The organism is Isoptericola chiayiensis (assembly GCF_013149805.1).
GTDB lineage: Bacteria > Actinomycetota > Actinomycetes > Actinomycetales > Cellulomonadaceae > Isoptericola > Isoptericola chiayiensis.
The window spans coordinates 111954-131943 of sequence record NZ_JABEZT010000003.1; the positions used below are offsets into that span (position 1 = coordinate 111954).

Annotated in this window: 13 protein-coding genes; 2 read left to right on the forward strand and 11 right to left on the reverse strand. The window is 73.1% G+C overall.

Annotated features, from left to right (window positions below; genetic code table 11):
* Window positions 1-214: 214 nt before the first annotated feature.
* The 6 genes from trxA to HDG68_RS06770 form a co-directional block, all read right to left on the reverse strand.
* Entirely contained in the window at window positions 215-541 is a 327-nt protein-coding gene (gene trxA, locus HDG68_RS06745) for a thioredoxin (RefSeq protein WP_172150522.1), read from the reverse strand.
* A 29-nt stretch (window positions 542-570) separates the two neighbouring features.
* The gene (gene trxB / locus HDG68_RS06750) at window positions 571-1614 is read right to left on the reverse strand and encodes a thioredoxin-disulfide reductase (RefSeq protein ID WP_172150524.1); all 1044 of its coding nucleotides are present in this window, start codon (window positions 1612-1614) and stop codon (window positions 571-573) included.
* 82 nt (window positions 1615-1696) lie between these two features.
* The gene (locus HDG68_RS06755; RefSeq protein ID WP_172150526.1) at window positions 1697-3670 is read right to left on the reverse strand and encodes a protein kinase family protein; all 1974 of its coding nucleotides are present in this window, start codon (window positions 3668-3670) and stop codon (window positions 1697-1699) included.
* Between the two features lie 94 nt (window positions 3671-3764).
* A complete protein-coding gene (gene murJ, locus HDG68_RS06760; RefSeq protein WP_172150528.1) occupies window positions 3765-5462 on the reverse strand; it encodes a murein biosynthesis integral membrane protein MurJ in 1698 nt (565 codons plus the stop codon).
* A complete protein-coding gene (locus HDG68_RS06765; protein ID WP_172150530.1) occupies window positions 5459-7582 on the reverse strand; it encodes a DUF6049 family protein in 2124 nt (707 codons plus the stop codon). The genes murJ and HDG68_RS06765 overlap by 4 nt, the downstream gene beginning before the upstream one ends.
* Window positions 7579-8193, reverse strand: coding sequence for an NUDIX hydrolase (locus HDG68_RS06770; protein ID WP_172150532.1), 615 nt, complete (start codon window positions 8191-8193; stop codon window positions 7579-7581). Before HDG68_RS06770 ends, HDG68_RS06765 begins: the two co-directional genes overlap by 4 nt.
* Before the next feature lie 149 nt (window positions 8194-8342).
* On the opposite strand from HDG68_RS06770, the gene HDG68_RS06775 reads away from it, so the two are divergent.
* Entirely contained in the window at window positions 8343-9830 is a 1488-nt protein-coding gene (locus HDG68_RS06775; protein ID WP_172150534.1) for a CCA tRNA nucleotidyltransferase, read from the forward strand.
* Between the two features lie 78 nt (window positions 9831-9908).
* On the opposite strand, the gene HDG68_RS06780 is transcribed toward HDG68_RS06775, so the two are convergent.
* The 5 genes from HDG68_RS06780 to HDG68_RS06800 all read right to left on the reverse strand — a co-directional run bounded on the left by HDG68_RS06780 (window position 9909) and on the right by HDG68_RS06800 (window position 17087).
* Window positions 9909-11399 carry a DHA2 family efflux MFS transporter permease subunit gene (locus HDG68_RS06780; protein WP_172150535.1) on the reverse strand — a complete coding sequence of 497 codons (1491 nt, stop codon included), beginning with the start codon at window positions 11397-11399 and terminating at the stop codon, window positions 9909-9911.
* Window positions 11400-11519: 120 nt separating this feature from the next.
* The gene (locus tag HDG68_RS06785; RefSeq protein WP_246253692.1) at window positions 11520-13679 is read right to left on the reverse strand and encodes a SpoIIE family protein phosphatase; all 2160 of its coding nucleotides are present in this window, start codon (window positions 13677-13679) and stop codon (window positions 11520-11522) included.
* A 103-nt stretch (window positions 13680-13782) separates the two neighbouring features.
* Window positions 13783-15120 carry an MFS transporter gene (locus HDG68_RS06790; protein ID WP_343037463.1) on the reverse strand — a complete coding sequence of 446 codons (1338 nt, stop codon included), beginning with the start codon at window positions 15118-15120 and terminating at the stop codon, window positions 13783-13785.
* A gap of 198 nt (window positions 15121-15318) precedes the next feature.
* A complete protein-coding gene (locus HDG68_RS06795; RefSeq protein WP_172150536.1) occupies window positions 15319-16410 on the reverse strand; it encodes an inositol-3-phosphate synthase in 1092 nt (363 codons plus the stop codon).
* Window positions 16407-17087 (reverse strand): helix-turn-helix transcriptional regulator, encoded by a 681-nt coding sequence (locus HDG68_RS06800; protein WP_172150537.1) that lies wholly within the window; start codon window positions 17085-17087, stop codon window positions 16407-16409. Before HDG68_RS06800 ends, HDG68_RS06795 begins: the two co-directional genes overlap by 4 nt.
* Before the next feature lie 376 nt (window positions 17088-17463).
* Between HDG68_RS06800 and HDG68_RS06805 the strand changes: the two genes are divergently transcribed.
* A complete protein-coding gene (locus HDG68_RS06805; RefSeq protein WP_172150538.1) occupies window positions 17464-19941 on the forward strand; it encodes a transglycosylase domain-containing protein in 2478 nt (825 codons plus the stop codon).
* The last annotated feature ends 49 nt before the right edge of the window (window positions 19942-19990 follow it).

A 19990-nucleotide genomic window follows, 5' to 3' on the forward strand; every position in this document is an offset into this window, starting at 1 on the left:
CGAACCACGGGTCGAGACGCGTGCCGGAGGTCTGCTCGGAGATCCGCTGCTGGTCTGTCACACCGCCCAGTGTCGCACGCCACCCGTGGAGGTCCGGTGCACGTCGGGCGTGCGTCCGGGGCGGCCACGGCACCCGGAACAGCCGGAACGCCGACGGCGGCCGCACCGGTCGGGGAACCGGTGCGGCCGCCGTCGGGCCGGGACGCGGGGGGCGTCAGGAGGCGAGGACGCCGTCGATCTCCTCGGCCAGCGCGCGCTTGGGTCGCGCGCCGATGATGGACTTGACGACCTCACCGCCGGAGTAGACGTTGAGCGTGGGGATCGACGTGATCCCGTAGGCCATCGTGGTGGCCTGGTTGGCGTCGGTGTCGAGCTTGACGATCTTCACCTTGCCCTCGTACTCGTCCGAGAGCTCCTCGAGGATCGGCGCGACCTGGCGGCACGGGCCGCACCAGGTCGCCCAGAAGTCGACCAGGACGGGGACGTCGGACTCGAGGACCTCGGTCTTGAAGGTGTCGTCGGTGACGGCGGAGGTGGGCATGGGTGCTCCTTGTCGCAGAGTGGTGAGGGTCAGCCGGCCGTGACGGGCTCGCCGGAGGCGTCGACCTCGTCGAGCGCCGCGGGCAGGTCCTCCGGGTCGACCTCGTCCATGTCGGCGAGGTCCGCGAGGTACGCCTGCGCGTCGAGCGCGGCCGCGCACCCGGACCCGGCGGCCGTGATGGCCTGGCGGTAGGTGTGGTCGACGAGGTCGCCGCAGGCGAACACGCCGGACAGGTTGGTGCGGGTGGAACGCCCCTCGGCGAGGACGTAGCCCTCGTCGTCCAGGTCGACCTGTCCGCGCAGCAGCTCGCTGCGGGGGTCGTGACCGATGGCGACGAACAGGCCGGTCACGTCGAGGTCGCGCTCCTCGCCCGTCACGGTGTCGCGCAGCCGCAGGCCGGAGACCTTGTCCTCCCCGGAGATCCCGACGACCTCGCTGTTCCACGCGAAGTCGATCTTCGGGTCGGACAGCGCACGGTCAGCCATGATCTTTGACGCGCGCAGGGCGTCACGGCGGTGGACGATCGTGACCTTTGCGGCGAACCGGGTCAGGAAGGTCGCCTCCTCCATCGCGGAGTCGCCACCGCCGACGACGGCGATGTGCTGGTCGCGGAAGAAGAAGCCGTCGCAGGTGGCGCACCAGGAGACGCCGCGGCCGGAGAGCTGCTTCTCCTCGGGCAGACCGAGCTCGCGGTAGGCGGAGCCGGTCGCCAGGATGACGGCACGGGTCCGGAACGTCTCGCCCCCGCCGGTGACGATCTCCTTGACGTCACCGTCCAGGGCGAGGCTCTCGGCGTCGTCCCACAGGACGGTGGCGCCGAACTTCTCGGCCTGCTTCTGCATGGACTCCATGAGCTCGGGACCCTGGATGCCCGGCGGGAACCCGGGGAAGTTCTCGACCTCGGTGGTGTTCATCAGGGCACCGCCGGCCGTGACCGACCCGGCGATCACGACGGGGGCGAGCCCGGCGCGGGCCGCGTAGATGGCGGCGGTGTAGCCGGCGGGTCCGGAGCCGACGATGACGATGTCGTGGACCGTGGGTTCCGGGGCTGACGTGGTCGGCTGGTCGGTCAAGGGTCTCTCCTGCAGGTCGGTTCGGGCCGGTGGGGCCGGCACGAGGAGACAACACCGCGACCCCCGCGCCTGTTCCGGAGGGTCAGGACAGCGTGATCTCGTTGAGCTCGAGGCGGTTCTCGCCGTCGGTCTGCGGCAGCTCGGTGATCCACAGGACGAACTCGTCGAGGATCACCGCCTCGTCGAGCTCGATCGACGTGTCCTCGGAGAACGAGCCCTCGGCGAGCACCTCGCCCCCCTCCGGGTCGTCGGCGGTGGTCTGGCGGAGCTGCCAGGTCCCGCCCGAGCTGTTGGTGTCGAGGTCGACCGCGGACACCGGTGCCGGTTCGCGCAGCGTCACGTGGTACCCGGCACCGCTCTTGAACCCGCCCCAGGCGGGATTGTTGTAGTAGGTCCGGGTGTACCAGAACGTCGAGGGGTCGGAGTCGTACGCGAGCTCGACCGCCTCGGGGTGCTCGCCGTCGCTGTACGGGTCGAGCTGGTTCCCGGAGTCGATGATGGGGCGGACCTCGGGCTCCTCGGTCTCGGTCGGCTCCTCCTCGGGAGCGGCCGAGCCGTCGCCCTCCTCGCCGGACCCCTCGGCCTCGGTGGTCGGGGACTGCGACGCCTCCGCACCGGGCGGCGGCGAGTCGTCGAACGGCGAGAACGCCTGGCCCATCGCCCACAGGGCGCCGAGCACGACGACGACGAGCAGCAGTCCCAGGACGATCGGCGTCGGGTTCACACCTCGCCGCTTGGGCGACGGCGTCGAGGCGAACCCGCCCGTGGACGGGCTGCCCGACGACGGGGGCGAACCCTGGGCCCCCGCTGCGGTGTAGCCGGCCTGGTCGTACCCGGGCTGGGCGTAGCCAGGCTGCGCGTAGCCCGCCGGAGCGTAGCCCGGCGGGGCGTACCCGGCCTGGGGACCACCCGGAGCGACCTGGGGCGTTCCGGGCTGCGCGTAGCCCGCAGCCTGCCCACCGGGGGGCGGCGGGACCTGCCCCGGCGGGACCTGTCCTGCGGGCGCCGGGGCCTGGCCGTACGCGGCCGTCTGCTGTGCGGGGGCCGGCGAGGCGGCCTGCTGACCGGCCCACGCGGCGCCCGCACCGGCGGCGGCACCGACCGCTCCGGCCCGAGCGATCCGACCGGTGGACGGACGGCGCACCGGCGGTGCGGGCGGCGGGGTGCCGGGTCGGGACCCACCACCGGCGGGGGAGCCGGCGCCGAGCACCGAGGACCGGACCGGACGCTCCGCCGTCGGCTGGACGAACTCGGGCAGCGCCCCCATGACGGACACGGCGCCCCACGGCTCGAGCGCCGCGACGACGTCGTCCGGGCCGTCCGGGGCGTCCTCCCCGCCGGAGAACGTGCGCCGCACCAGCTGGTCGACCTGCTCGTCGACGTGCGGCACCAGCTCGGACACGGGGACGACGCCGTCGGGTCCGGTCTGGGCGGGCAGCGGGCGCACCGCGTCCGGGGTGATCCAGTCGACCTCCAGGGGGTCGCCGGCCCAGCGGGCGGTGAGCGCGTAGTACCCCAGGGCGACGAGCCCGCGGGCGTCGGTGGCCGCGCCCTGCCGGCCGGGGACCTCGAGGCCGGCCACCCCGGCGTCGACCCCGAGACCGGTGACCACCACCCGGTGCCCGTCGACGCGCACGGCCTCGGGCCGCAGCGCCAGGTGGTGCACGCCGCGCTGGTGGGCGGCGGCGAGGGCGGTCGCGGCCTCGCCCATGAGGGCGCGGGCCTGCTGGGCGTCCACCAGGCCGCGGGAGATGATCTGCGTGAGGGTCTCGCCGGTGTAGGGCTCGGTGATGACGTAGGACGTCTCGCCGTCACCGAGGTCGGTGGTGCCGACGTCGAGCACCCGGCACAGGCGCGGGTCGGCGACGAGCGCGGCCCGGCGGGCGGCGTCGAGCGCGGCGGCGGCGTGGGGCCCCTCGACGAACGTCACCCGGACCGGCCGGTCGAGGATCTGGTCGTGGGCCTCCCAGGCGTGCGCGGCCGCCAGGTCGGTGGCGGCGGACCCGGTCAGCCGGTAACGGTCGACCATGACGGTCCCGGGCTGGACGTTGCTCACCTGGAGGCCTCCGTGGTGGTGTGGTCGGCGGTGGAAGTCCGGCGGGGTGAGCCGACTGTCCGTTCCATCGGTCCATGGTAGTGGGCGGGCAGGGTCATGAGCCGGACCTCCGCAGGCGGCGGACTAGCGGAGCGAGGGCGTCGTCGAGCTCGCGGACCCGCAACAGCTTCAGGCCGAGCACGTAGACGCCGGCCATGACGGTCCCGGCCACGGCGGTGACGAGGAGCGCCTCGGGCCACGAGTCCGCCGGCGAGGTACCCATCAGGTGCACGATCCAGGCCGCCAGTCCGCCGGCGACGAGCGCGGACAGCCCGGCGCGGCCGTACAGCGACAGGATGCGCCGCCCGTCCATGCCGTGGAGCTTGCGGTTCATGCCCCGCACCCGCAGCAGCAGGGAGATCCACGTCGACAGGGCGAAGGCGCCGCCCGCGGCGACCGCCCACGCGGTGACGGGCAGGGTCTGGACGGCGATCCACAGCGCGACCACCATCGCGACCGTCGCGACGACCTGGATCACGAAGACCGACCGGCCGTCCTCGAACGCGAAGTACATGCGGCGCACCAGGACGGTCGCCCCGAGCGCGACGGTACCGATCGCCATCGCGCGCAGGATCGGGGCGACGGCGTCGACGTCGGCCTCGGTGGCGGTGGGCACGAGCGTGCGCGTCAACGGGAAGGCGAGCACGATCAGTGCCGCCGCGGAGAACACGGAGAACACCCCGGCCGAGCGCATGCCGAGGGACATGTCGCGGCGCACGCCGGGCAGGTCGCCGGCATTCACCGCGGCGCTCATCCGGGGGAACAGGACCGTGACGATGGAGACCACGACCAGGGAGTGCGGCAGCAGGTAGATGGTCATGGCGTTGGTGTAGGCGGCGTTGCCGGCCGCGACCTCGCCGGTGTCGGCGGCGACCTGGCCGGCGGCGCCGAGGATGTTGGTGAGGTAGATGACGCCGAGCTGCTCGAGCACGACGGCGCCGAGCGTCCAGCCGACGACCTTGCCGGCCGACCGCATGCCGATGCCGCGCACGCCCAGGCGGAAGCCCCACCGGAAGCCGGAGCGGCGCAGCGCCGGGATCAGCAGCAGCGCCTGCGCGACGATGCCGGCCGTCGCGGTCCCGGCCAGCAGCAGCGTCTGGCCGGTGGTCCAGGCCGTGACGTCGTCGAGCCCGCCGGAGGGTGCCCGCCCGAAGGCGAGGAGGAACGCCCCGAACCCGAGCAGCGAGACGATGTTGTTCGCCACCGGCGCCCAGCCGTAGGCCGCGAACCGGCCGTGGGCGGCCAGCACCTGCCCGAGCAGCGTGTACAGCCCGTAGAAGAACAGCTGGGGCAGGCACCAGTAGGCGAAGACCGTGGCGAGCCCTCGCGCCTCGGGCGTCCAGGCGTCCGACAGCGTCATGAGCTGCACGACGACGGGCGCGGCCGCGACGAGCACGATGGTGCCGGACAGCAGCCCCAGGCCCGAGATGGTCAGCAGCTTGTCGAGCCGCTCCCGCGCGTTGGGCGCGTCCATCGCCTTCATGATCTGGGGCACCAGCACGGACTGCAGGAACCCTGCCGAGATGAGGGCGAACAGCATGTTGGGCAGCTTGTTGGCGATGTCGAACGCGTCGGCCACGGTCCCCACGGTGCCGACGCAGGCGACCAGCAGCATGGTGCGGACCAGCCCGGAGGCGCGCGACGCCGTGGTCCCCAGCGACATGATCAGCGAGCTGCGGCCGAGGCTCGACCGGCGCACCCCCTCGGACGGGACGTCCTCGGGGTCGGGCTCGGGCTGCGGGCGGTCGGTCATCGGGGGGCGTCCTCCACGTCCTGGGTGGTGTCCGTCAGGGGCGGTCCGTCACCGGCGGGGGTGACGGACTCGGCGACCTCGGTGCCGGTGGTGCGGCTGTCGGACCGGCCGCGGCGGATGGTGCGCCAGATGCCCCCGAGGAACAGCAGCGCGACGGCGACGGCGATCACCGCGGTGCCGACGGTCTCCCAGCCGGCGCGGACCCGGACGGCGAAGCTCGTGGGCTCGGCCACGGGGACGCCGCTCGGGGCGAGGACCTCGACGGCGAGGTCGACGTCGCCGGAACCGATGGCCCGCACGCGCACCTGGGCGTCGCGGGACTCCCCGGCGGGGACGACGACGGTCGGTGAGGTCTCGACGACGACGCGCGGGTCGGAGGGGGTCAGGGAGACCGTGACGGTCGCGTCCACCGGGAGGTCGTTGCGGACGCGGACGGGCAGGGCTCCGGAGTCGCTGATGAGGGTCACGTCGCCGCGCTGGCCCACGCTGACCCCGGTGCGGACCTGGTCGGCACGGGTCAGGGCGAGGCGGGTGGCGGCGTCCCGGGCCTGCGGGGCGTCCCGGTAGGCCAGGGCCAGCGGCGAGACGAGGTCACGGCCCACCGGACCGGTGAGCTCGGCGGGGTCGGCCGCGACCGACGCGAACTCCTCGACGGCCTGCCCGGCGCGCAGGAGCCGGCGCACGTCGTCGGGGGCGAGCTCGGCGTCGTCGACGACGGTGCCCTCCGGCTCGGTGTGCGTGCCGGGCTGCGGCTCCGCGGCGAGCACCTCGCCGAGCCCGGCTGTCTCGACCCATCCCGTGGAGTCCAGGGCCGTGACGAGCGACTCGAACGCGTCGACGTCCGGGCTCCATCCGCGCGGCAGCGCTGCCACCGCGGTCCCGGTGGTCCCGGCGTCGGCCGCGGTGCCGGCGAGCACGGCGGTCTCGGCCAGGAGACGTTGTACATCGAGCGTCGAACCAGATGTACCGCTGCCCTCGCTACCGGCAGCGACCAGGTCGGACAGCACGTCGTCGGCAACCACGACGGGCACGTCGCCGGCCGTGGTCGACACCGTGTCGCGGGCGGCGGGCACGGCACCGGGCACCTCCGTGACCCCCTCCGCCACCAGGGCGTACCCGGCGTCCGCGGCACCCGTGACGGCGAGCGTGGCCTGGTCGACGACGCCCTGCGGCCAGGCGACCGTGGTGTCCCACGCCGTCGGCAGGGCGGCGGCCCCCGGCAGGAGAGTGGCCGGGTCCGTCGCCGCGGCGACCGCGGCGGAACCCGCGCCCGCGTGCGCCAGCGCCGCCAGGTCCGTGTCGTACGGCGGCAGCAGGACGACGTCGTCCGCCCCGCGCAGACGGCGGTCCCAGGCCGCGGCCTCCGGGTCGCCCGAGCCGCCGGCCGCGGCGACCACCGCCGGGTCCACCGCCAGGGAGAGTGCCGCCGACCCCTCCGTCGCGGCGTCCAGCAGCCGTTCGAGCGCGCCACCCTCGGCCGTCCCGGCGACGACGGCCTCCGCGTACCGCGCCTCGTCGGCGGGGTCGGGGGCCGGGCCGGTCACCGGCGCGACGAGGGCGAGGCGGAGCGGGTCCGGCGCGGAGCTGCCGGCGCGGTCCGTGCCGCCGTCCGGGTCGTACATCAGGAACGAGTGCAGCACGTCGAGCGTCTCGCCCCCGGAGGTGACCTCCACCGACAGCGAGCGCGGCCCCCAGAAGGCGTCGTCACCGAGGCGCAGCGCGGCGACGTCCAGCGAGAGCTCCACCTCGGCGCTCCCGCCGGGAGGGATGCGGTCCACGCTCTCGCGTGCCTGGCTCGTGTTCGTCAGGTCCGAGCCGTCGTCGGCCCACGCCGCGATCTCGCTGCGGGTGCTCAGAGGGCGCCACCCCACCCCCAGATCCGCCTGGACGTCCGTCAGCGGTTCCTCGCCGGCGTTGTCGATCCGGACCGTGACCTCCTGCGTGTCCTGCGGACCCACCACCGTGGGTGACTGCGTCACGAGGGTGAGCGTGACGGACTCGTGCGCCACGGCGGGCTGCGGGGTCCCGACCAGCACGAGGCACGCCAGCAGCGTGCCGACCAGGACGGCCAGCGCGCTGCGAAGGTCCCCCGCGCCGCGGGAGGGGGCGGTCCGGGTCACTCGACGAGGTCCGGCGTGCGCACCAGCACCTGCAGTGCGGCGCCCGCGAGCCGCTGCTCGTTCGGGTAGGCCAGCCGCTGCGTCAGCTCCGCGAGCGGTACCCAGCGGGCGTCCTCGGCCTCGCCGTCCGGATCGCCGGCCGCGGTGATGACGCCGCCGTCGGCGCGGAGCAGGAAGTGGTGCACCACCTTGTGCACCCGGCGGTCCTCGCCGCTGAACCAGTAGTCGATCACGCCCAGCGCGGACCGGACCGTGCCGCTGATGCCGGTCTCCTCCCGGATCTCGCGGACGGCCGCCTCCTCGGGGGTCTCGCGGCCCTCCAGGTGCCCCTTCGGCAGGCACATCTCGAGGCGCCCGGCCCGGTTGCGGCGCAGGATGACGGCAGCCTGCGGTCCGGTGCGGTGAGGCTGCACCACCAGTCCGCCGGCCGAGGTCTCGTCGACCACCGGCAGGTGGGCCGTCGTCGCATGGCCCGGCCCGCCCGCGGACGCGACGGCACCACCGTGCACACGTGCGGGGTCGACCCGCAGGGGATGACCGCCGGGCGGGACGGGCACCGGCACGGGAGGGCGCCCGTCGGGAGCGCCTGGCGCCGGTGCCGCTGATGACATGGGGCCACCCTACCGAGTTCACCCGGTGGCCAGGACGCCGCCGCGAGCGGTGCAGGGCGGGTGCGCGGCGGGTGCGGGGTGGGTGCCCGGTCGGTGGGCGGCCGGGTCCGGTGCGCACCGGACCCGGCGATCTGGGAGGATAGGACGCCGTGTCGACACCTGAGCCCCCCGCCCCCGCCGCCCTCCTGCGGCGTGCGCTGAGCGTCCTGACCGAGATGGCCCCGGCCGCCGTCGAGCTCGGCGAGGTCTTCGCGGCCGCCGGGCACGAGCTCGCGCTGGTGGGCGGCCCGGTGCGGGACGCGTTCCTGGGGCGGGCGAGCGAGGACCTCGACTTCGCGACGTCGGCGACCCCGGACGAGACGCAGCGGCTCCTGGCGCGCTGGGGTGACGCCCACTGGGACATCGGCAAGGAGTTCGGGACCATCGGGGCGCGCCGCTACGGGCCGGGCGGCCGTACCGGATCCGGGGCGGGCGACGTCGTCGTCGAGGTCACCACGTACCGGTCCGACGAGTACGACCCGGAGTCGCGCAAGCCGGTCGTGGCTTTCGGCGACACCCTCGACGGCGACCTCTCGCGCCGCGACTTCACCGTCAACGCGATGGCCGTCCGCCTGCCCGACCTGACGTTCGTCGACCCGTTCGGCGGGCTGAGCGACCTGGCCGACGGCGTGCTGCGCACCCCGATCGCCCCCGAGCGGTCGTTCGACGACGACCCGCTGCGGATGCTGCGCGCCGCCCGGTTCGCCGCCCGGCTGGGGTTCGCCGTCGAACCGGCCACCCGGGCCGCGATCGAGGCGATGGCGCCGCGCCTCGCCATCGTCTCCGCCGAGCGCGTGCAGGCCGAGCTGTCCAAGCTGCTGTGCGCCGACCAGCCGCGGGCCGGGCTCGAGGTGCTGGTCGAGTCGGGACTGGCCGACCAGGTGCTGCCCGAGCTGCCCGCGCTGCGCCTCGAGATCGACGAGCACCACCGGCACAAGGACGTCTACGAGCACTCGCTCATCGTGCTCGACCAGGCGATCGCCCAGGAGACCGGGGCCGACGGCGCCGTGCCGGCACCCGACCTGGTGCTGCGGCTCGCGGCGCTGCTGCACGACATCGGCAAGCCCGCCACACGACGGTTCGAACCCGGCGGCGGCGTCAGCTTCCACCACCACGAGGTGGTCGGCGCCAAGATGGTGGCTAAGCGCCTGCGTGCGCTGAAGTACGAGAAGCAGGTGGTCAAGGACGTCGCCCGGCTCGTGGAGCTGCACCTGCGGTTCCACGGCTACGGCGACGGCGCCTGGACCGACTCCGCCGTGCGGCGGTACGTCACCGACGCCGGCCCCCTGCTCGAGCGGCTCCACCGGCTGACGCGGGCCGACTGCACGACCCGCAACCGCCGCAAGGCGCGGCGGCTGTCCGAGGCGTACGACGACCTCGAGCGCCGCATCGCCGAGCTCCAGGAGAAGGAGGAGCTCGACGCGATCCGACCCGACCTCGACGGGACGCAGATCATGGCGATCCTCGGCATCTCGCCGGGGCGCGACGTCGGCGCCGCCTACCAGCACCTGCTGGCGCTGCGCATGGAGCACGGACCGCTCGGGGAGGAGCGGGCCCGTGCCGAGCTCGAGGCCTGGTGGGAGGCCCGCCAGGCCTGAGCCGGCGCGCGCCCAGGATTCCTACCTCGCGGGGATCGCGCCTACCTCGCGACCCGACGGACCGCGAGGTAGGCGTGCTCAGTGCGCGGGGGCCTCGGCCGTCGAGTCCGCCCGGCGCAGCCGCGTGGCCAGCAGGACCGCACCCACCATGACGACGGCGGCCACCCCGAAGGCGAGCTGCGCGCCGCCGGCCGTCGCCGCGGCCTCGCCCACGCCGTCGTCCACCAGCGCCACCGACCGGATGGTCAGCAGCGCGACGAACATCGCCGTCCCCGCCGCACCGGCGAGCTGCTGGAGCGTCGTGATCGTGGCCGAACCGTGCGAGTAGAGCCGCGGTGCGAGCCCGCCGAGCGCCGAGGTCAGCGTCGGCGTGAACACGAAGGCCAGCCCGAGGCTCAGCACGACGTGCCCGGTCATCACCCACCAGATGGGCGACGACGGGCTCAGCGTCGCGAACAGGACCATGGCCACCGCCACGGCCGACACCCCGGGCAGCACCAGCGGGCGCGGGCCGACCCGGTCGTAGAGACGGCCGACCACCGGGCCGAGCAGTCCCATGATCAGACCGCCGGGCAGCATCACCAGGCCGGCCGCCAGCGGCGCGAGACCGATGGCCTCCTGCAGCACCAGCGGCAGACCGATGATCATGCCGAACATGGCGATCATCGCCACCACCAGCACGCCCAGCCCGGTCGCGAAACCGGGCGCCCGGAAGACCCGCAGGTCCAGCAGGGCGTCGTCGGTGCGCTGCAGGCGCAGCTGACGCCACACGAACAGCGCCAGGAAGACCAGTCCGCCCACGATCGGCAGCACCGGGGGCACCGGCGGCGCGTGCCGGGCGGCCTCGCCCAGGGCAGAGAGCCCGTAGACCAGACCGCCGAACGCGAAGCCCGACAGCACGACCGACACGGCGTCGAGGTGCTTGCGGGCCCGCTCGGCGACGTCACGGACCAGGAAGAGGCCGATGACCAGGCCGGTCACGGCGATGGGCAGCATCACCCAGAAGACCTCGCGCCAGCCGAGCGCGTTGACGACCGCGCCGGACATCGTCGGGCCCAGCGCCGGGGCGACGGCGATCACCAGGGACACGTTGCCCATGACGCGGCCGCGGTGGTGCGGCGGCACGATCGTCATGACGGTGGTCATCAGCAGCGGCAGCATGATCGCCGTCCCGGACGCCTGCACGACGCGAGCCGCCACGAGCAGCCCGAACACGGGCGCGAGCCCGGCGAGCAGCGTGCCCGTGGTGAACAGGGACATGCCGAGCACGAACGCCACCCGGGTCCCGAACCGCTGCAACAGCCAGCCCGTGGTCGGGATGACGACGGCCATCGTCAGCAGGAACGCCGTGGTGAGCCACTGACCGGCGGAGGCCTCGATGTCGAACTCGTCCATGACGGCCGGCAGGGCCACGCCCATCGTCGTCTCGTTGAGGATGACGATGAACGCCGACACCATCAGCAGGGCGATGACGCCGAGGTGCTCGCGCGAGAGCCGGTCGCGGTCGCGGCCGGGAACCGTCCCGTCGGTGGTGCCGCCGGGCGGAGCCTCGGTGGTGCGTGCGGACATGACCCCTCCACGTGGTTCGCATCGAAATGTCGTCGACCGCGGGCGGCGCTGCGCACGGACTGACCCGTCAACTCAAGGTCTTCCCAGCCTGCGCTATTCCCGTGCCTGGAGCGACCTGTTTTAGGTCTCCGACTCATCGGTCGGCGCCGAGGCGTTGCGGACCACGAGGATGCAGGTGTCGTCCTCCCGCTCGCCGTCCGCGCACGCCTCGACGATGGTGTCGCGGGCCGCCGCGGCGTCCAGCCCGGTCGCCATCTCGGCGGCGCAGGTGTGCAGATTCGCGAGCTGGTCGCGCAGCGACCGGTCACGGCGCTCGACCAGACCGTCGGTGAACAGCACCAGCAGGTCGCCCGGGCGCAGCTCGGTCGTCGCCTCGGGGACCTGCGGGCTGACCGTGGGTGCGCCGATCGGGGTGGTCAACGCCTCCTCGAGCAGCTCGACCTCCCCGTCGGCCCGCAGCAGCAACGGTGCCGGGTGGCCGCAGCGGGTGTACGTGACGCGCCGGACGCCGTCGTCGTCGGCCGGGTCGATGAGCGCGAAGACGCACGTGGCCATGTCGGCCATGGCGAGCCCACGGACCAGCTCGTCCATGCCGGAGACGACGGCGGCGGCGGACCGTCCCGACCACGCCTCGGAACGCAGCACCGACCGCAGCTGCCCCATCGAGGCGGCGGCACGCACGTCGTGCCCGACGACGTCGCCCACCGACACGGCGACCCGGCCCGAGGGCAGCGGGACGACGTCGTACCAGTCGCCGCCCACATCCGCCCCGGCCGACGCCGGCTCGTACAGCGCGGCGCAGTCCAGGCCGGGGGCCTCGACGATCTCCGGGAGCATGCTGTGCTGCAGTGTCAGCGCCGTGTGGTGCTCCCGGCGGTAGAGGCGGGCGTTGTCCAGCGCCAGGCCGCCGCGCGCGCCGAGCGCGACGATGTCGCGCACGTCGTCGGCGCTGAAGCTCTCCGGGGGGTCCTCGCTGATGACGACGAGCACGCCGATCGTGTGGTCGCGGCCGCGCAGCGGGACCACGATCGCCGAGCCCAGTCCCAGGCGCTCCAGCGCAGCGAGCTCGCGGGGGTCGGTCCGGTCCGGCAGCGAGTCGACGTCCACGGGGAACGGCTCGGCCACGTAGGACGGTTCGGCGGACAGGACCCGGTGGATCGCGGGGGACTCCAGGGCCCAGCGCTGGGACGCCTCCAGCAGGGCGACGTCGTCGGCCCGGTCGAGGTCGCGCGACGCGACGTGCACGAGCCGGGGGCGGTCGCGCTCGTCCACGACGACGACGGCGCACCAGGACCCGAAGTGCGGTGCCACGAGCTCCGGAAGCACCGCCGCGCCGGCCTCCTCGTCGAAGAGGTCCACCAGGGACTGCGTGATCTGCGCCAGCAGGCCCAGGCGGTTCTTCTCGCGGTGCGCCTCGTCCTTCTCGCGGTGCGCCTCGTCCAGCTCGCTGGCGCGGCGCCGGTCGGCGTGCACGCGGTCGGTCACGTCGGTCTGGATGCCGACGTGATGGGTGACCTCGCCGTCCTCGCCCAGCACCGGCGAGATCACCACCTGGTTCCAGAACGGCGTGCCGTCCTTGCGGTAGTTGAGCAGCGTCGTGCCCACCGTGCTGCCCTCGGCCAGCGCGGCGCGGATCCGCTGGACGGCCGCCGGGTCCGTGCCCTCACCCTGGAGGAACCGGCAGTTGTAGCCCAGGACCTCCTCCGTCGAGTACCCGGTGACCTCGCAGAACGCCGGGTTCACCCAGATCAGCGGGTTGTCGGGCTGGCTCGGGTCGGAGATCGTGAAGCTGAGGTGGCTGGCCACGGCCGCCCGCATCTGCAGGCCGTCGAGGGGGGACGCCGTCGTCGCGGTCTCGCGCAGGCCCGTCCCCGGCAGGAGAGCCACGAGGACGCGGTCGTCGAGGCCGTCCGGGGCGCCCTCCAGCGGGACGCCGACGGCCCAGAGCGACTCGGGCCGGCCGGGCCGTCGCGAGAGCAGCGCGGTGCCCCCGCCCCCGTCCAGGGTGCCGCGGATCGCCTCGGCGGCCGAGACCTCGTCGACCCCGGTGGTCAGGCCCGCCGCGGCGCACCACGAGTCCAGCGACGCCGGCAGGTCCGTGCCGCCGCTCATGCGTCCGGCCACGGGGTTGGCGTCCACCACGCGGTCGGTCGCGGCGTCGACCATGAGCACTGCTCCGCCGGTCGCGATCTCGATCGGGTCGTCCACGTCGGCCAGCGCGGCCGCCGCCAGGGCCGTGCCCGCGGCCTGCTCCGTGGCCTGCGACGTGGGGTTGCTCATGTTCTGCCTCTCGTCCTTCTCGCCGTCGATGATCGACCGACCGCTTGGCGCCCATCATCCGATGCCCGGACCGCGCTGTCCACGCGCGCGTCGGCGTCCCTGGTCAGGGATGCGTCGACGGCGCCGCGCGGCGCGGGACCTCGGCGGGTTGCCGGTCGCCGCGGAACCAGAGCCAGGCCGCGACCGCCAGGTAGGCCAGCGCCAGCGTGGCGAACAGGCCACGCGACCAGCCGTCGTCGGGCACCGCCCAGGCGGCCAGGACCGCGGCCCCGACGAACGCGGCGTTGAACAGCACGTCGTAGAAGGCGAAGGCCCGGCCGCGGTAGTCGTCGTGCGTGTCCCGCTGGACGATCGTGTCCACGGCGATCTTGGCGCTCTGCGCCGCCAGCCCCAGGAACCCGGCACCGACCAGGACGACCGTGCGCGACGGCGTGGTGGCCAGCAGGAGCTGGGACACCGCGGCCAGCAGCAGCATGCACACGATCCAGCCCTGCGGTCCCGTGCGACGCGAGAGCACCGGGGTCGCCACGATCGCGAACGCACCACCGACCGCCGTCGCGCCGAGGACCATCGCGAAGTTCGCGAGACCCGCCGACGTGTCGCCGGGGGCGGCCAGCATGTTGCGGGAGATGAGGATGGCGGCGATGAACACCACGCCGTACAGGAAGCGGTGCGCCGCCATGACCAGGAGCGCCTGCCCGGGCGTGCGACGGGCCGACAGGTAGCGGGCGCCGTCGACCAGCCCGCGCGCGACCTCGGCGATCTTCGTGGCCAGGCGCCCGCGGCGGGGGTGGAGGGGACCGAGCTGGTCCCGGCCGAGGCGCAGCGCCAGCGCGGCGGCCACACCGAAGACGACCGCCGCGCACAGCAGGGCCGCGGCGTCGTGCACCGGCCCGGGCGCGAGGCCCAGACCGACGACGAACCCGACGCCGCCGCCCAGGAACGCCGCGCCCGTCCCGAGCGTCGGGGTCAGCGAGTTGGCCGTGAGCAGCAGCGGGCCGTCCACGACGCGAGGCAGACCGGCGCTGAGCGCAGCGAGCAGGAAGCGGTTCACGCTCAGGGCGGCGAGGCCCAGGACGATCACCCACGCCTCGCCGGGCCCGTCGAGGCCGAGGGTCAGCATGACCGCGGCCATCGCTCCAGCCAGGACCACCCGCACGGCGTTGCCGACGGCGAGGACCTGACGGCGACGCCACCGGTCCAGGAAGACCCCGGCGAACGGGCCGATGATCGTGAAGGGGGCCAGCATCACCGCGAACGCCGACGCGACCCCGGCGGCCGTGCCGGCGCGCTCGGGGGAGAAGAACAGCAGGGACGCCAGGCCCACCTGGAACATGCCGTCCCCCGCCTGGGAGACGAGCCGGACGGCGAAGAGACGGCGGAAACCCTGCAGGCGGAGGAGCGCGAGCAGGTCGCGCCAGGTCTCGTGCAGGGCTCCCACCCGTCCTCCGTCCTTCCGCGTCCGACCGCGCCGGCTGCGCCGGCCGCGTCCCGCGAGGTAGGCAACGTTCCCGCGAAGTAGGCAACTCTCTCGCGAAGTAGGCGACGTCCCCGCGGCGGCGGACGCTCGCCGTCGGCCGCGGGCCTACCTCGGCGGGACCTTGCCTACCTCGCAGACGAGTTGCCTACCTCGGGGAGGTCAGCGCTCCTCGTCGCCGGCGATGAAGGCCTCGAGCTTGGCGCGGCCCTGGGTGTCCTCCATCTGGACCGGCGGCGACTTCATGAAGTACGTCGACGCGGACAGGATCGGGCCGCCGATGCCGCGGTCCTTGGCGATCTTCGCTGCGCGGATGGCGTCGATGATGATGCCGGCCGAGTTGGGGGAGTCCCACACCTCGAGCTTGTACTCGAGGTTCAGCGGGGCCTCGCCGAACGCGCGGCCCTCGAGGCGCACGTAGGCCCACTTGCGGTCGTCGAGCCAGGCGACGTAGTCCGACGGGCCGATGTGGACGTTACGGTCCTCCTTCTTCCCGGCGAGCGCGCCGGTGAGGTTGGAGGTCACGGCCTGGGTCTTGGAGACCTTCTTGGACTCGAGGCGGTCGCGCTGCAGCATGTTCTTGAAGTCCATGTTGCCGCCGACGTTGAGCTGGTAGGTGCGGTCCAGGACCACGCCGCGCTGCTCGAACAGCTTGGCGAGCACGCGGTGCGTGATCGTCGCGCCGACCTGCGACTTGATGTCGTCGCCGACGATCGGCACGCCCGCGTCCTCGAACTTCTTCGCCCACTCGGGGTCGGAGGCGATGAAGACCGGCAGCGCGTTGACGAACGCCACGCCGGCGTCGATGGCGCACTGGGCGTAGAACTTGTCGGCCTCCTCGGAGCCCACCGGCAGGTAGGACACCAGGACGTCGACCTGCGCGTCCCGCAGGGCCTGCACGACGTCGACGGGCTCGTCGGCCGCCTCGTCGATGGTCGCGCGGTAGTAGTCGCCGAGCCCGTCGAGGGTCGGTCCGCGCTGGACCATGACGCCCGTGGGCGGCACGTCGGCGATCTTGATGGTGTTGTTCTCCGAGGCGTTGATGGCCTCGGCGAGGTCGAACCCGACCTTCTTCGCGTCGACGTCGAACGCCGCCACGAACTCGAGGTCGCGCACGTGGTAGTCGCCGAACTGCACGTGCATGAGACCCGGGACGGTGTCTGACGGGTCGGCGTCGCGGTAGTAGTGCACGCCCTGGACCAGGGACGATGCACAGTTTCCGACACCGACGATGGCAACGCGGACGGAGGTCATCCTCGCTCCTTGTTTCTCGGGGCCGGGGTGTCGTGCACCCCGGCGTTTCGGTCGCGGGCACGGCCGCTCGCGCGGTCGCGCTCGGTGGTGATGAGGCCGTCGAGCCAGCGCACCTCGCGCTCGACCTGCTCCAGCCCGTGCCGCTGCAGCTCCAGAGTGTATTCGTCGAGCCGTTCACGGGTCCGGGAGGCGGACTCCCGGACGGCCTCCAGCCGCTCGGTCAGCCGGGTGCGCCGGCCCTCGAGGATGCGGAGGCGGGTCTCGGCGTCGGTCTGCGCGAACAGCGCGAACCGTACGTCGAAGCTCTCGTCCTCCCAGGCCGACGGCCCGGCGGAGGCGAGAGTGGTCTGCAGGTGCTCCTTGCCGTCGGCGGTGAGCCGGTACACGATGCGGCCGCGGCGCCCGGTGAGCGGTTTGCTGCCCGACGACGGACGTCCGGTCGCGCCGGCGACGCCGCGGCCCGCTGCCCGTCCGGTGGGCGCGGGCTCGGGGTCCACCGTCTCGATGAGACCGCGGGCCACCAGCGACTTCAGCGCGGGGTACAGGCTGCCGTAGGAGAAGGCCCGGAAGGAGCCCAGGAGCAGGTTGAGCCGCTTGCGCAGCTCGTACCCGTGCAGGGGGGAGGAGCTCAGCAGGCCGAGCACGGCGGTCTCGAGGACGTTCGAACGGCTCCGCACCGCGGCACCCCCTCCCCATGGCATGTTTCAGGTCGTTGTATCGAGTCGATACATCGGCAGAATAGGACCTGGGCGAGCGACTGGGCAACGGGACACGACTGTCCGGCGTCGTCACGTGCGCTGACTCACACCGGCGGGCCAGATGTGAAGGGGACGTGGAGCCCCCGCCAGAGGTGTGCGGACGACCGGGGCCGAACCCGTCGACGGGCGGCATCGCCTGGACAGCGCGTAGGACGCATCCCCTAGTGTTCCCTGAGGCTCCTCGTGCCCGGTGGGGCACACCGCAGGACCGAGGACTTCGCACAGCGAAAGGTTGGACGTGGCGAGCACCCGCAGACGTCGCTTCTGGAACTACCCGCGCCGGGGGAAAGGCATCGTGCAGCGATGGCTCCCGTCGTGGCGCGTCGTCGTCGGCTGCGCCCTGACGTGCCTCGCCCTCGGCGCCGGCGTGTTCTTCGCCGCCTGGTCCACCACGGAGATCCCCGACAACCTCGACGAGGTCGACCACCAGGCCACCACGGTCTACTACGCCAACGGCAAGGAGATCGGCACCTACTCGTCGATCAAGCGTGAGCTCGTCCAGTACGAGGACCTGCCGGGCTACGTCGGCAACGCCGTCGTGGCCTCCGAGAACGCGACCTTCTGGGACGACCCCGGCGTCGACGTCAAGGGTCTGGCGCGCGCCGCGTGGAACAACCTGACGAACTCGGGCAGCCGCCAGGGCGGTTCCACGCTCACCCAGCAGTACGTGGAGCGGTACTACCTCGGCACGACGACGGACCTCGTCGGCAAGGCGCGCGAGGCGATCATCGCGCTGAAGATCGGGCGCAGCGAACCCAAGGAGCTCGTGCTCGAGCGGTACCTGAACACGATCTACTTCGGTCGCGGCGCCTACGGCGTCGAGGCCGCCGCCCAGGCTTATTTCGACAAGAGCGCCGCGGACCTGACGATCTCCGAGTCGGCGATGCTGTCCGGCATCATCCCCTCGCCCGTCAGCTACGACCCGTCCGTGAACGAGGACGTCGCCAAGGCGCGCTGGGAGCGCAGCATCTCGCGGATGGCGGACCAGGGGTACATCACCGCCGCTGAGGCCTCGGACGCGACCTTCCCGGAGTACGTCCCCAAGGACGAGGGCGGCAACAGCCTCGGTGGCCAGAAGGGCTACATCATGGCGGCCGTCAAGAAGGAGCTGCTCGCCACCGGGGAGTTCACGCAGGAGGACCTCGAGTCCCGCGGCCTGCAGATCTACACGACGATCAAGCCGAAGCTGCAGCGCGAGGCCGCCAAGATCGTCAGGAACATGCCCGACGACGCGAACAAGAACATCCGTGCGTCCATCGTGTCGATCAACCCCGAGAACGGCGCGATCTGGACGCTGTACGGCGGGCCGAACTATCTGAAGCAGTCGCTGAACACCGCGACCGACGACGTGGTGCAGGCCGGGTCGACCTTCAAGCCCTTCACCCTCATCGGCGCCCTCGAGAACGGTCACGAGCTCAACGAGACGTTCGACGGCAACTCGCCCGCCCATCTGGACCCGAAGGACCCGGAGCGGGAGTGGCCGTCGAACTTCGGCAACTACAGCTACGGCCAGGTCGACCTGGTCGAGGCGACGGCGAACTCGATCAACACCGCTTACGTCGAGCTCAACATCGAGAACGGGCCGGAGAAGACGGCCGACGTCGCCCACCGGCTGGGGATCCGGGAGGACGAGAGCAACCCGATCGACGCGGTTCCGGCCAACGTGCTCGGGACGACGGCGGTCCGCCCGGTGGACATGGCGTCCGCCTACGCGACGATCGCGGCCGGCGGGTCCTACGTGACCCCGCACGTCGTCGAGCACGTCGAGCACATGGACGGCACCATGCGCTACCAGCCCGACACGGGCTCGGAGAAGCAGTTCGAGACCGACGTCATGAACGCCGCGACCTACGCCATGACCAAGGTGGTGGAGGAAGGCTCGGGCAGCGCGGCACTGGACCTGACCGGGCCCGACGGCACGCGTCGCCCGGTCGCCGGCAAGACGGGTACGACCAACGGCAACCAGGCCGCCTGGTTCACCGGGTTCACCCCTCAGCTCGCCACGATCGTGAACCTGCGCCAGTACAAGAACGTCGACGTCGAGGAAGGGATCCTCGGGGGCACGGCCGAGATCGAGACGTTCGGCGGATACGACGAGATCACCGGTTCGACCTGGCCCGCGCAGGCGTGGACCGAGTACATGCAGGTCGCCCTCGAGGGCAAGGACGTCGCGGAGTTCCCGGCCTACACCCCGCCGCGTCCGCAACCCTCGCCCACCCCGACGCCGTCCGAGTCGACGCCCGAGTGGGTGGAGCTGCCCGGCAACCTCGTCGGCATGGACGTCGCCCAGGCGACAGCGCTGCTCGAGGGTCTGGGACTCAGCGTCTCCACCCAGGCCAAGGACGACGACGCCCCCAAGGGGACCGTCGTGGACGTCTACGACCCGGGCGGCAGCATCCCCGCCGGCTCGAACATCACCCTGTGGGTCTCCACCGGCCAGACGCAGGAGGAGGAGCGGGTCGCCGTGCCCAACGTCGCCGGCCAGACCGTCGGGTCGGCCCGCGCCCAGCTGCAACGGGTGGGGCTCGGCGCCGCCGAGTCGCAGGAGTACAGCAACGACGTCCCGGCCGGCCAGGTCATCCGCACCGATCCCGGTGCGGGTGCCGAGCTCGAGCCCGGTGCCACCGTGACGCTCGTCGTCTCGCAGGGGCCCGAGGAGACCCAGGAGCCGACGCCCACGCCGACGCAGACCGGCGGCGGGGACGGCGAGGACGACGGCGAGGACTCCACCGGCCCCGGCAACGGCGGGGGCAACGGCAACGGTGGTGACTGACACCACTCTGCCCCGAACTTCGTCCGGGACGCCCTGAGCGGGTATCCTG

Bases quoted from the DNA above. Each gene is read 5' to 3' on its own strand.
- trxA (WP_172150522.1), bottom strand. From the start codon at position 541: ATGCCCACCTCCGCCGTCACCGACGACACCTTCAAGACCGAGGTCCTC.
- murJ (WP_172150528.1), bottom strand. From the start codon at position 5,462: ATGACCGACCGCCCGCAGCCCGAGCCCGACCCCGAGGACGTCCCGTCC.
- HDG68_RS06770 (WP_172150532.1), bottom strand. From the start codon at position 8,193: ATGTCATCAGCGGCACCGGCGCCAGGCGCTCCCGACGGGCGCCCTCCC.
- HDG68_RS06780 (WP_172150535.1), bottom strand. From the start codon at position 11,399: ATGTCCGCACGCACCACCGAGGCTCCGCCCGGCGGCACCACCGACGGG.
- HDG68_RS06785 (WP_246253692.1), bottom strand. From the start codon at position 13,679: ATGAGCAACCCCACGTCGCAGGCCACGGAGCAGGCCGCGGGCACGGCC.
- HDG68_RS06795 (WP_172150536.1), bottom strand. From the start codon at position 16,410: ATGACCTCCGTCCGCGTTGCCATCGTCGGTGTCGGAAACTGTGCATCG.